The organism is Streptomyces sp. NPDC054887, from assembly GCF_053610585.1.
Window position 1 is genome coordinate 99399 of record NZ_JBSGYQ010000002.1, and the last position, 12435, is coordinate 111833.

General features: G+C 73.0%; 8 protein-coding genes and 1 riboswitch. Of the genes, 6 read left to right on the forward strand and 2 right to left on the reverse strand.

Going from position 1 to position 12435, the window contains the following annotated elements; all coding sequences use genetic code 11:
* Positions 1–2: 2 nt before the first annotated feature.
* Complete coding sequence (locus ACWGH0_RS01880) at positions 3–1100, forward strand: CobW family GTP-binding protein (protein ID WP_453402138.1); 1098 nt, start codon at positions 3–5, stop codon at positions 1098–1100.
* Here ACWGH0_RS01880 and ACWGH0_RS01885 read toward each other — a convergent pair.
* Positions 1097–3550, reverse strand: coding sequence for a DNA gyrase/topoisomerase IV subunit A (locus ACWGH0_RS01885; RefSeq protein WP_453402139.1), 2454 nt, complete (start codon positions 3548–3550; stop codon positions 1097–1099). The genes ACWGH0_RS01880 and ACWGH0_RS01885 overlap by 4 nt on opposite strands.
* A gap of 214 nt (positions 3551–3764) precedes the next feature.
* Here ACWGH0_RS01885 and ACWGH0_RS01890 point away from each other — a divergent pair, with 214 nt between their 5' ends.
* From ACWGH0_RS01890 to ACWGH0_RS01905, 4 genes are all read left to right on the forward strand, one after another.
* The gene (locus tag ACWGH0_RS01890) at positions 3765–5150 is read left to right on the forward strand and encodes a M16 family metallopeptidase (RefSeq protein WP_453402252.1); all 1386 of its coding nucleotides are present in this window, start codon (positions 3765–3767) and stop codon (positions 5148–5150) included.
* Between the two features lie 20 nt (positions 5151–5170).
* Positions 5171–6538 (forward strand): M16 family metallopeptidase, encoded by a 1368-nt coding sequence (locus ACWGH0_RS01895; RefSeq protein WP_453402253.1) that lies wholly within the window; start codon positions 5171–5173, stop codon positions 6536–6538.
* A 280-nt stretch (positions 6539–6818) separates the two neighbouring features.
* A riboswitch (cyclic di-AMP (ydaO/yuaA leader) is annotated at positions 6819–6981 on the forward strand.
* Positions 6982–6994: 13 nt separating this feature from the next.
* Entirely contained in the window at positions 6995–7816 is an 822-nt protein-coding gene (locus ACWGH0_RS01900) for a M23 family metallopeptidase (protein WP_453402140.1), read from the forward strand.
* A 179-nt stretch (positions 7817–7995) separates the two neighbouring features.
* Positions 7996–8685 (forward strand): GntR family transcriptional regulator, encoded by a 690-nt coding sequence (locus ACWGH0_RS01905; RefSeq protein ID WP_453402141.1) that lies wholly within the window; start codon positions 7996–7998, stop codon positions 8683–8685.
* Between the two features lie 154 nt (positions 8686–8839).
* Here the strand turns inward: ACWGH0_RS01905 and ACWGH0_RS01910 are convergent, their stop codons facing one another.
* Positions 8840–9121 (reverse strand): HPr family phosphocarrier protein, encoded by a 282-nt coding sequence (locus tag ACWGH0_RS01910; RefSeq protein ID WP_453402254.1) that lies wholly within the window; start codon positions 9119–9121, stop codon positions 8840–8842.
* A gap of 143 nt (positions 9122–9264) precedes the next feature.
* On the opposite strand from ACWGH0_RS01910, the gene ACWGH0_RS01915 reads away from it, so the two are divergent.
* Positions 9265–12405 (forward strand): GNAT family N-acetyltransferase, encoded by a 3141-nt coding sequence (locus ACWGH0_RS01915; protein ID WP_453402142.1) that lies wholly within the window; start codon positions 9265–9267, stop codon positions 12403–12405.
* Positions 12406–12435 lie beyond the last annotated feature (30 nt).

Here is a 12435-nt window from a genome sequence, read left to right on the forward strand (position 1 = left end):
CGGTGAGCAAGAAGCAGATCCCGGTCATCGTCCTCGCGGGCTTCCTGGGTTCCGGCAAGACCACCTTGCTCAACCACCTGCTCGCCCGCAGCCGGGGCACCAGGATCGGCGCGATCGTCAACGACTTCGGGGCCATCGAGATCGACGCCATGGCGGTCGCCGGGCAGCTCGGGGACTCCACCGTCTCCCTCGGGAACGGGTGCCTGTGCTGCGCCGTCGACGCCGGCGAGCTGGACGAGTACCTGGACCGGCTGACCCGGCCGGCCGCCCGGCTCGACGTCATCGTCATCGAGGCGAGCGGGCTCGCCGAGCCGCAGGAACTGGTGCGGATGATCCTCGCCAGCGAGAACGAGCGGATCGTGTACGGAGGGCTCGCGGAGGTCGTCGACGCCTTCGAGTTCGACGCGACGCGCGAGCGCCACCCCGAGCTGGACCGGCATCTCGCCGTCGCCGACCTCGTCGTGCTCAACAAGACGGACCGGGTCGGAGAGGAACGGCTCGAAGCCGTCCTCGACACCGTACGGAGTCTCAGCGGCGGCACGGCCGTCGTCAGGGCGTCGTACGGGCGGATCGACCCGCGGCTCCTCTTCGACCCGGCGGCGCGGCCGGACGCCGAGGAGAAGGCGCGGCAGCTCTCCTTCGACGACCTGCGAGGCGACGAGGACGCGCACGACCGCCACGACGACCACCTCCACGCGGCGTACGAGACCGTGTCCTTCACCTCCGGCGTGCCCATGGACCCGCGCCGGCTGATGGGGTTCCTCGACGCCAGGCCGGAGGGGCTGTACCGGATCAAGGGGTACGTCGACTTCGGCGCGGCCGACCCGCGCAACCGGTACGGCGTGCACGCGGTCGGCCGGTTCCTGCGCTTCTACCCCGAGCCGTGGGGGAGGGACGAACCGAGGGCGACGCAGCTCGTGCTCATCGGGTCCGGGACCGGCACCGAGGCGCTCGGCAAGGAACTCGCGGCCTGCCGCGCGGACGGGACGCCGGAGGGGCCGGGCCCCGAGGAGGCACTGGACGTACCGCAGGACGCCTCCTCCGCCGCCTACGAGCGGAGCATGTGGGGCGTCCTGCGGTACGTGCGCGGCGAGGGCTAGACCGGGCCCGCCAGGGCCGCCACCGGCGTCGCCAGCGGCGTGCCGGAGCCGTCGCGGCGCGGGTCGGGCTCCGGCAGCTCCACCGGAGCCCCGTTCTTCGCCGCCGCCCGCGCCGGGGCCGTGCCCGCCCAGGCGAGGAGCAGCGCGTCCTCGCCCTTGAGGAACCGCTGGCAGCGCACGCCGCCCGTGGCCCGGCCCTTGCGCGGGTACTGGTCGAACGGCGTCAGCTTCGCGGACGTCTCCGTGTCGCCGAGCAGCGTGCCCGCCGTACCGGCCACCGTGAAGACCACGGCGTCCGCCGCCGGGTCGACCGCGGTGAAGGAGATCACCTTGGCGCCCTCCGCCAGCTTGATGCCCGCCATGCCGCCCGCGGCCCGGCCCTGCGGCCGGACCTGCCCCGCCGGGTAGCGCAGCAGCTGGGCGTCGTCGGTGATGAAGACCAGGTCCTCCTCGCCGGTGCGCAGCTCGGCCCCGCCGACGATCCGGTCCCCCTCCTTGAGGGAGATGACCTCCAGCTCGTCCTTGTTGCCGGGGTAGTCGGGGACCACCCGCTTGACGACGCCCTGCTCCGTGCCCAGCGCCAGCCCGGGCGAGGACTCGTCGAGCGTGGTGAGGCAGATCAGCGTCTCGTCCGGCCCCAGGGTCAGGAACTCCGTGACCGGCGCCCCGCCCGAGAGGTTGGGCGCGGAGGCCGTGTCGGGGAGCTGGGGCAGGTCGATCACCGAGATGCGCAGCAGGCGGCCGAACGAGGTCACCGCCCCCACGTCGCCGCGCGCCGTCGCGGGCACCGCCGAGACGATCACGTCGTGCTTGGTGCGCCGGGCGTCGTCCAGGGCGAGCGGCTCGCCGTTGGCCGTACGGGCCAGCAGGCCGGTCGAGGACAGGAGCACCCGGCACGGGTCGTCCGCGACCTCCAGCGGCACCGCGGCGACCGGCGAACTCCCGGACTCCAGCAGCACGGTGCGCCGGTCGGTGCCGAACTTCTTCGCCACCGCGGCCAGTTCCGCCGAGACGAGCTTGCGCAGCTCGGTGTCGGACTCCAGGATCGCGGTCAGCTCGTCGATCTCGGCGGTCAGCCGGTCGCGCTCGGCCTCCAGCTCGATCTTGTCGAACCTGGTGAGCCGGCGCAGCGGCGTGTCCAGGATGTACTGGGTCTGGATGTCGCTCAGCGAGAACCGCTCGATCAGCCGCTCCTTGGCCTGCGCCGAATTGTCGCTGGAGCGGATGAGGCGGATGACCTCGTCGATGTCGAGCAGCGCGACGAGCAGGCCGAGGACCAGGTGCAGCCGGTCCCGCCGCTTGGTGCGGCGGAACTCGCTGCGGCGGCGTACGACCTCGAAGCGGTGGTCGAGGTAGACCTCGAGCAGCTCCTTGAGGCCGAGGGTCAGGGGCTGCCCGTCGACCAGCGCCACGTTGTTGATGCCGAAGGTCTCCTCCATCGGCGTCAGCTTGTAGAGCTGCTCCAGCACGGCCTCCGGCACGAAGCCGTTCTTGATCTCGATGACCAGGCGCAGCCCGTGCGAACGGTCCGTGAGGTCCTTGACGTCGGCGATGCCCTGGAGCTTCTTCGCCGAGACCAGGTCCTTGATCTTGGCGATCACCTTCTCCGGACCGACGGTGAAGGGCAGTTCGGTGACGACCAGGCCCTTGCGGCGCGCCGTCACGTTCTCCACGGTGGCCGTCGAACGGATCTTGAAGGTGCCGCGCCCGTTCTCGTACGCGTCCTTGATCCCGCCGAGGCCGACGATACGGCCGCCGGTCGGCAGGTCGGGCCCGGGCACGAAGCGCATCAGCGTCTCGAGATCGGCGCCCGGGTGCTTGATCAGGTGACGGGCCGCGGCGACGACCTCGCCCAGGTTGTGCGGCGGCATGTTCGTCGCCATGCCGACGGCGATGCCGGAGGCGCCGTTGACCAGCAGGTTCGGGTACGCCGCGGGCAGCGCGACGGGCTCGCGCTCCTGACCGTCGTAGTTCGGGTTGAAGTCGACCGTGTCCTCGTCGATCGACTCGGTCATCAGCGACGTGGCGTCGGCCATCCGGCATTCCGTGTACCGCATGGCGGCCGGCGGGTCGTCGTTGCCGAGGGAACCGAAGTTGCCGTGCCCGTCGACGAGCGGCAGGCGCATCGAGAAGGGCTGCGCCATCCGTACGAGCGCGTCGTAGATCGAGGCGTCGCCGTGGGGGTGCAGCTTGCCCATCACCTCCCCGACGACGCGGGCGCACTTCACATAGCCGCGATCGGGTCGCAGCCCCATCTCGTTCATCTGGTAGACGATGCGTCGGTGCACCGGCTTCATGCCGTCGCGGGCGTCGGGCAGCGCTCGCGAGTAGATCACCGAGTACGCGTACTCGAGGAAGGAGCCCTGCATCTCGTCGACGACGTCGACATCGAGGATCTTCTCCTCGAACGCATCGTCCGGCGGCGGGGTCTTCGTGCTGCGGCGGGCCATCGCGGCTGCGGCTCCTTCGCGGTTCTGTGGGGCGAGTTCTTGCGTGTGATGCCGACCATTGTGGACCGGCGCACTGACAACGCCGACCTCGACCCGTCCGTAGCGCCTCCCCGGGCGTTCCCTGAGGGCGTACACCGGCCGGGAACTTCGCCAGGTGTCCGCGAGCTTGCATACAGTGGCAGGACTTCTCCATATCGCGATCGAAGGGACGTACATGCCCATGGGTCACACGGCCACAGCGCAGGCCGGTTCCGGCGGCCTGACAGCGACTGAGCACCGGCTGGCCAACGGTCTGCGCGTGGTGCTCTCCGAGGACCACCTGACCCCGGTCGCCGCGGTCTGCCTCTGGTACGACGTCGGTTCGCGCCACGAGGTCAAGGGCCGTACCGGCCTTGCTCACCTTTTCGAGCACCTGATGTTCCAGGGCTCGGCGCAGGTCAAGGGCAACGGCCACTTCGAGCTGGTGCAGGGTGCGGGCGGTTCGCTCAACGGCACGACCAGCTTCGAGCGCACGAACTACTTCGAGACGATGCCCGCCCACCAGCTGGAACTGGCCCTGTGGCTCGAAGCCGACCGGATGGGCTCGCTGCTCACCGCGCTCGACGAGGAGTCGATGGAGAACCAGCGCGACGTCGTCAAGAACGAGCGCCGCCAGCGGTACGACAACGTGCCGTACGGCACCGCGTTCGAGCGGCTGACCGCGCTGTCGTACCCCGAGGGCCACCCGTACCACCACACGCCGATCGGCTCGATGGCCGACCTGGACGCGGCGACCCTGGAGGACGCGCGCGCCTTCTTCCGTACGTACTACGCGCCCAACAACGCGGTGATCTCGGTCGTCGGTGACATCGACCCGGAGCGGACGCTCGCCTGGATCGAGAAGTACTTCGGCTCCATCCCGTCCCACGACGGCAAGCAGCCGCCGCGCGACGGATCGCTGCCCGACATCATCGGCGAGGAGCTGCGCGAGGAGATCCACGAGGAGGTCCCGGCGCGCGCCCTGATGGCCGCCTACCGGCTGCCGCACGACGGCACCCGCGAGGCCGACGCCGCCGACCTGGCGCTCACCGTCCTCGGCGGCGGCGAGTCCTCCCGGCTGCACAACCGCCTGGTGCGCCGCGACCGTACGGCCGTCGCGGCCGGCTTCGGGCTGCTGCGCCTGTCCGGCGCGCCCTCGCTCGGCTGGCTCGACGTCAAGACGTCGGCCGGCGTCGAGGTGCCCGACATCGAGCGCGCCGTCGACGAGGAGCTGGCCCGCTTCGCCGCCGAGGGCCCCACGCCGGAGGAGATGGAGCGCGCGCAGGCCCAGTTGGAGCGCGAGTGGCTGGACCGGCTGGGCACGGTCGCCGGCCGCGCGGACGAACTGTGCCGGTACGCCGTCCTGTTCGGCGACCCGCAGCTCGCCCTGACCGCCGTCCAGCGCGTCCTGGACATCACGGCCGAGGAGGTCCGGGCCGCCGCCGGGGCCCGCCTGCGCCCGGACAACCGCGCCGTCCTGGTGTACGAGCCGACGCACGCAGGGGACACGGCGGACGCCGAAGCCGACGACACCGCAGACGCCGCCGGTGCGACCGGTGCGCAGGAAGGGGCGGACAAGTGACCGACGCCGCAGCCGTGAGCATGGAGTTCCACCCGCAGCCGCAGGCCGGCACCCCCACGCCGTGGGCCTTCCCCGCCCCCGAGCGCGGCAGCCTCCCCAACGGCCTGACCGTGCTGCGCTGCCACCGCCCCGGGCAGCAGGTCGTGGCCGTCGAGATCTTCCTCGCCGCCCCGCTGGAGGCCGAGCCGGAGGGCCTGGACGGCGTCGCGACGATCATGGCGCGCGCCCTGTCGGAGGGCACCGACAGGCACTCCGCCGAGGAGTTCGCCGCCGAGCTGGAGCGCTGCGGCGCCACGCTCGACGCGTTCGCCGACCATCCGGGCGTACGGGTCTCCCTGGAGGTCCCCGTCTCCCGGCTGCCGAAGGCGCTCGGCCTGCTCGCCGACGCGCTGCGCGCCCCCGCCTTCGCGGACGGAGAGGTCGAGCGCCTGGTCGCCAACCGGCTCGACGAGATCCCGCACGAGACGGCCAACCCGTCGCGCCGCGCCGCCAAGCAGCTCTCCAAGGAGCTCTTCCCGGCCACCTCGCGCATGTCGCGGCCGCGCCAGGGCACCGAGGAGACGGTGGGGCGCATCGACGCCGCCGCCGTGAAGGGCTTCTACGCCGCGCACGTGCGCCCCGCGACCGCCACCGCCGTGATCGTCGGCGACCTGGAGGGCACCGACCTGGACGCGATCCTGGCGGACACCCTGGGCGCGTGGAAGGGCGACCACGCCGAGCCCCGTCCCGTGCCGCCGGTGGTCGCCGACGACACCGGCCGGGTGGTCATCGTGGACCGCCCCGGCGCGGTCCAGACGCAGCTGCTGATCGGCCGCATCGGCCCCGACCGGCACGACCGTGTCTGGCCGGCGCAGGTACTCGGCACGTACTGCCTGGGCGGCACGCTCACCTCCCGCCTGGACCGCGTCCTGCGCGAGGAGAAGGGCTACACGTACGGCGTCCGCGCCTTCGGGCAGGTGCTGCGCTCCGCCCCGGACGGGTCGGGCGCCTCGATGCTGGCGATCAGCGGCTCGGTGGACACGGAGTCCACAGGACCGGCGCTCGAAGACCTCTGGAAGGTGCTGCGGACCCTCGCGGCCGAGGGCCTCACCGACGCCGAGCGGGACGTCGCGGTACAGAACCTCGTGGGGGTCGCGCCGCTCAAGTACGAGACGGCGGCGGCCGTCGCGGGCACGCTCGCCGACCAGGTCGAGCAGCACCTGCCCGACGACTTCCAGGCGCAGCTCTACACCCGTCTCGCGGAGACGGGCACCGTGGAGGCGACCGCCGCGGTCGTCAGCGCCTTCCCGGAGGACCACCTGGTCACGGTCCTCGTCGGCGACGCCTCGCGGATCGAGGAGCCCGTCAGGGCGCTCGGCATCGGCGAGGTGAAGGTCGTCAGCGGCTGACCGGCCCGGACCGAGGAGGTCAGCGGCTGAACCCGGGCACGGTGGTCAGCGGCTGACCGGCTCGAACGGTCTGCTCAACCCGCCCTGAAACGGGACAAAGAAGGACCCCGGCATCCGAGAGGCCGCCGGGGGTCCTTCTGTTATGTCCGGTTTGTTGCGGAGGTTGCCTGTCTGGCCTGTGGGGTGCGTTACAAAACGCCGTGTCTGTTTGGTGATTAAAAGATGTCCCGTTTAGCGTCTGTCCGGCTGTCCGTCAGCAGTGAGCCGCATCCGCGGCACCGGGCAGCCATCGCCGAGTCCCCGTCAGGCGCGAGCCTGGGGAGCCGGGGACCCACGCAGTCCCTGGGGTGAATCGGACGTCCTCCGCGATCGCGGAGGGGTCCGTAGGAGACCTTCCTGCTCCGAACCCGTCAGCTAACCCGGTAGGCGAGAAGGAAGGAAAGGACCAGCCACTCCATGGCGTTCACCCGTGCCACCGGGAAGCACCGTCGTCCGAGCCGCCTGACGCGCAAGAGCGCGAGCATGGCCGGCGTCGCCGCCCTCGCGACCACCGGCGTCATCGGAGGTCTGGCCTCTCCGGCCCTCGCCGCCGACGGCGACGCGGCCCAGGCCGTCCAGGACACCGGCCTGACCCAGGCCATCGTCATCGGCGACTCCCTCGCCGACCAGATCGCCGCCCAGGCCGACCAGCAGAAGCGTGCCGCCGTCAAGGCGGAGGCCGCGCGCAAGGCCGAGGCCGAGCGGAAGGCCGAGGCGAAGCGCAAGGCCGAGGCGAGAGCCAAGGCCGAGGCCGAGGCGCGGGCCAAGAAGGAGCGCGAGGAGCGCGCGGCCAAGGAGCGCGCCGCCCGCGAGGCCGAGCGCAAGCGCCTGAACGCCTACACCCTCCCGATCGCCGGCTCCGTCGTGACCACCGGCTACAAGTCCGGCGGCAACCTCTGGTCCTCCGGCAGCCACTCCGGCGTCGACTTCCGCGCCGCGTCCGGCAGTTCCGTCGTCGCCGTCGGCGCGGGCACCGTCGTCGAGGCCGGCTGGGGCGGCGCGTACGGCAACAACATCGTGATCCGGATGAACGACGGCACGTACACGCAGTACGGCCACCTCTCGTCCCTCGGCGTCTCCGTCGGCCAGGCCGTCACCTCCGGCCAGCAGATCGGCCTCTCGGGCTCGACCGGCAACTCGACGGGACCCCACCTGCACTTCGAGGCCCGTACGTCCCCCGAGTACGGCTCCGACATGGACCCGGTCGCGTACCTGCGCGCCCACGGCGTGAGCGTCTGACGCCCCGGTCCACCCCGTTCGTACGCAAGGCCCCGGCTTCCCCGCCGGGGCCTTGTCGCGTGTCCAAAAGCCGTCCCTTTGTTCCGGCGCCCGTCGGAAAACGCGGAATGCTGCAATAGAGTCACCGAAAAGGCGTCGGTCGACCGCGTTTCGCGGGGATCAAAGGCGGAGGTTCGGTCATGCGCATTCCCGCGCAATCGGTATGCACGGCAATTCGTGACGACATCGTTTCCGGCGTGTTCCCGCGCGGCGCCAGGCTCACCGAAGAGCTCCTCGCCCGCCGATACGGCGTCTCGCGCGTCCCGGTGCGCGAGGCGCTGCGCACGCTGGAGTCGGAGGGGTTCGTCACCACCCGCCGGCACGCCGGCGCCTGCGTGGCCGAGCCCACCGAGCAGGAGGCCGCCGACCTCCTGGAGGTACGGACGCTCCTCGAACCGCTGGGCGCCGCCCGCGCCGCCCAGCGGCGCACCGAGGCCCATCTCAAGGTGCTCCGCGGCCTCGTCAGACTCGGCCAGGAGCGGGCCCGCAGGGGCGAGGGCGAGGATCTGCGCGCGCTGGGCGGCTGGTTCCACGAGACGCTCGCCCAGGCGTCGGGCAGCCCCGGCCTGACGGCCCTGCTGACCCAGCTCAGACACAAGATCGCCTGGATGTACGCCGTCGAGCAGCCCGCCCGCCCCGCGGAGTCGTGGGCCGAACACGGGGCCATCGTCGACGCCGTGGCGCGCGGCGACGCGGAACGGGCCCGCGCGCTGACGGCGCTGCACGCCGAACGCGCGGTGGCCTCGCACCGGTTGCGGCGCAGCGGGCGAGGGCGCGAAGGCGTGAGGACTTCGCAACATCCCGTAAACACGGTGAGCGGCCGCCTTTAACAGTGGCGCCGTATACAAAAAGAAGCGCGAATTCAGGGGTGTATTTCTGCTGCCCGAATTCGGCGGCGTACGGCCGCGCTCACCACGCGAAGAAGCCGCGGCCCCGAATTCGAGGTGCCGCGGCTTCTTGGCGGGAATGCGCCCGTCCGAGTGGTCAGACGGTCTCGGGCAGCTCGTCGAGGCCCTCGGAGACCAGCTTCGCCAGGCGGTCGAGAGCGGCGTCGGAGCCCTCGGCCTCGGACGTCAGCACGATCTCCTCGCCGCCCTGCGCGCCGAGGCCGAGCACCGCGAGCATGGAGGCGGCGTTGACCGGGTTGCCGTCGGCCTTGGCGATCGTCACGGGGACACCCGAGGCGGTCGCCGCGCGGACGAAGATGGAGGCGGGCCGGGCGTGCAGGCCCTCGGCCCAGCCGACGGTGACACGGCGCTCAACCATGGTGTTGCCCTTCATGTTCTAACGGTTGTCTAGACCAGTCTCTCACGGGTGGCGGAGCGGCCGTGCCCCCGCCCCCGGCCGGCCCGCGTCGCGGCCTCAGCCTGCCTTGCCCCGCGCCGCCCCGCGACCCGTAGGCTTTCGCCATGCAGCCCTCGCCGGAGCAGGCCTCGCAGGACCACACGGGACACCACGCGTACCCGGCCCACTGGGAAGCCGACGTGGTGCTGCGCGACGGGGGCACGGCGCGGGTCCGCCCCATCGCCCCGGACGACGCGGAGCGCCTGGTCAGCTTCTACGAGCAGGTGTCGGACGAATCGAAGTACTACCGCTTCTTCGCCCCGTACCCCCGCCTCTCCGCCAAGGACGTCCACCGTTTCACCCACCACGACTACGTGGACCGGGTGGGACTGGCGGCCACGGTCGGCGGCGAGTTCATCGCCACCGTCCGCTACGACCGGATCAACGCGCAGGGACGCCCCTCCTCCGGCCCCGACGCCGACCTCGCCGAGGTCGCCTTCCTCGTCCAGGACGCGCACCAGGGGCGCGGGGTCGCCTCCGCCCTGCTGGAGCACATCGGCGCGGTCGCGCGCGAACGCGGCATCCGGCGCTTCGTCGCGGAGGTGCTGCCCGCCAACACCAAGATGATCAAGGTCTTCACCGACGCGGGCTACACCCAGAAGCGCAGCTTCGAGGACGGCGTCGTCCACCTCGAATTCGACCTGGAGCCGACCGACCGCTCCGTCGCCGTGCAGCGCGCCCGCGAGCACCGCGCGGAGTCCCGCTCCGTGCAGCGCCTCCTCGGCCCCGGCTCGGTCGCCGTCGTCGGCGCGGGCCGCGCGCCGGGCGGAGTGGGGCGTACCGTCCTGCGCAATCTCCTCGCCGCCGGGTTCACCGGGCGGACGTACGCCGTGAACCGGGCCTTCCCCGAGGACCTCACCGCGCTCGACGGCGTGCCCGCGCACCGCTCCGTCGCCGCGATCGGCGAGGCCGTCGACCTCGCGATCGTCGCCGTACCGGCCGAACGGGTGCCGGAGGTCGTCGCCGACTGCGGCGAGAGCGGCGTGCAGGGCCTGGTCGTCCTCTCCGCCGGTTACGCCGAGAGCGGCGCCGGGGGACGGGAGCGCCAGCGGGAGCTCGTACGGCAGGCGCGCTCGTACGGCATGCGCATCATCGGCCCGAACGCCTTCGGGATCATCAACACGTCGGACGCCGTACGCCTCAACGCCTCCCTCGCGCCGGAGCCGCCCGCGCGCGGCCGCATCGGCCTGTTCACGCAGTCCGGCGCGATCGGCATCGCGCTGCTCTCGGGTCTGTACCGGCGCGGCGCCGGGCTGTCCTCGTTCATCTCGTCCGGCAACCGGGCGGACGTGTCGGGCAACGACTTCCTCCAGTACTGGTACGACGATCCCGACACCGACGTCGTCCTCCTCTACCTGGAGTCGATCGGCAACCCGCGCAAGTTCACCCGCCTCGCCCGGCGCACGGCGGCGGAGAAGCCGGTCGTCGTGGTGAAGGGCGCGCGCCACAGCGGCAGCACGCCGCCGGGGCACGCGGTGCCCGCCACACGCATCCCCGACGCGACGGTCTCCGCCCTGCTGCGGCAGGCGGGCGTCATCCGCGTCGACACGGTCACCGAGCTCGTCGACGCGGGGCTGCTGCTGGCCGGCCAGCCGCTGCCGGCGGGGCCGCGGGTCGCGATCCTCGGCAACTCGGAGTCCCTCGGCCTCCTGACGTACGACGCCTGCCTGGCCGAGGGCCTGCGCCCGCTGCCGCCGCTCGACCTGACGACGGCCGCGACACCGGCGGACTTCCGAGCGGCGCTTGCCGGGGCGCTGGCGGACGGGACGTCCGACGCGGTGGTGGTCACGGCGATCCCGTGGGTCGGCGAGAACGGAGCGACCGAGTCCGGTGACGGCGAGGTGCTCGCGGCGGCGCTGCGCGAGGCGGCGGCGACGGGGCCGGCGAAGCCGGTGGCGGTCGTGCACGTGGAGATGGGCGCTCTGGCCGACGCCCTCGCCGCGGCGGCCGGCACGGCCCGCCCCGCGCCCCCGGCGGGGAACCCCGGCCGGGGCCCCGGGGCGAAGGGCGCCGCCGGGACCCGCCCGTCCCCGGACCGGGACGCCGCTCCGCCGGAGCCGCCGCTTCCGTCCGGTGAGCGGGGCCGGGGCGCACCGGCGGCGCAGGAGCCGCCCGCCGGCCGGGACGCGGCCCGGGGGAGTGCCGCCACCGACCGGCCGTACCCGGGCCCTCCGGCGCCTGACGACGGAAGCCCCGATTCCACCGGAGGCGTCACCGCTGCCGGCGACGGGTACGGCGGCGAACCCATGGGGTCCCACCCGCCCCAGTCCTCGCAGCAGTCCCAGCCCCACCCGTCCCACCCGCCGCAGCCCTCCCACCCGTCGCCCCCCGACACCCGCCGCATCCCCGCCTACCCCGCCGCCGAGCGAGCCGTGCGCGCGCTGGCCGAGGCGGTCAAGTACGCCCAGTGGCGGCGCCACGCCGCCGAGCCCGGCCGGGTGCCCGAGTACGACGACATCGACGAGTCCGGGGCTGCCGCCCAGATCGGCGCGCTGCTGGGCCCGGGCGCCGACCCGCGTGGCATGCCGCTGGCCGGGGACGCCGCCGGCGAGCTCCTCGGGCGGTACGGCATCGACGTACGGCCGACCCTGCCCGCGCCGCACCCCGACGCCGCCGTGGCCGCCGCCGCCCGGCTCGGTTACCCCGTCGCCCTCAAGACCACCGCCCCGCACCTGCGCCACCGCCCCGACCTCGGCGCCGTACGCCTCGACCTGGCGGACGAGGCGGAACTGCGCCGGTCCTACCGCGAGTTGACGGACGCCCTGGGCAGGTCGGAGGAGCTACAGCTCGTCGTCCAGGCCATGGCCCCCCGCGGCGTCGACACCGTCGTCAGGGCGTCCATCGACGCCGCCGCGGGCGCGGTCCTCTCCTTCGGGCTCGCCGGAGCCGCCTCGGAGCTGCTCGGCGACGTCGCCCACCGGCTCGTCCCGGCCACCGACCGGGACGCCGCTGAACTCATCAGATCGGTGCGGACCGCTCCGCTCCTCTTCGGCTGGCGCGGCTCGGACCCGGTGGACACCGCGGCGCTCGAAGAGCTCCTGCTGCGCGTGTCACGCCTCGTCGACGATCACCCGGAAGTGGTCGGAATCGCCCTGGAACCCGTGGTCGTCGCCCCGCACGGCCTGTCCGTCCTCGGCGCGACCGTGCGTCTCGCGCCCCCGCCCGCCCGCGACGACCTCGGCCCCCGCCGCCTGCCCAGCTACTGACCCCGGCATCGCGGCCCCCGGCGCCCCGTA

Excerpts from the sequence above, each read along its gene's own strand:
- ACWGH0_RS01885 (WP_453402139.1), bottom strand. The coding sequence starts at position 3,550 with ATGGCCCGCCGCAGCACGAAGACCCCGCCGCCGGACGATGCGTTCGAG.
- ACWGH0_RS01890 (WP_453402252.1), top strand. The coding sequence starts at position 3,765 with ATGCCCATGGGTCACACGGCCACAGCGCAGGCCGGTTCCGGCGGCCTG.
- ACWGH0_RS01895 (WP_453402253.1), top strand. The coding sequence starts at position 5,171 with ATGGAGTTCCACCCGCAGCCGCAGGCCGGCACCCCCACGCCGTGGGCC.
- ACWGH0_RS01900 (WP_453402140.1), top strand. The coding sequence starts at position 6,995 with ATGGCGTTCACCCGTGCCACCGGGAAGCACCGTCGTCCGAGCCGCCTG.
- ACWGH0_RS01905 (WP_453402141.1), top strand. The coding sequence starts at position 7,996 with ATGCGCATTCCCGCGCAATCGGTATGCACGGCAATTCGTGACGACATC.
- ACWGH0_RS01910 (WP_453402254.1), bottom strand. The coding sequence starts at position 9,121 with ATGGTTGAGCGCCGTGTCACCGTCGGCTGGGCCGAGGGCCTGCACGCC.
- ACWGH0_RS01915 (WP_453402142.1), top strand. The coding sequence starts at position 9,265 with ATGCAGCCCTCGCCGGAGCAGGCCTCGCAGGACCACACGGGACACCAC.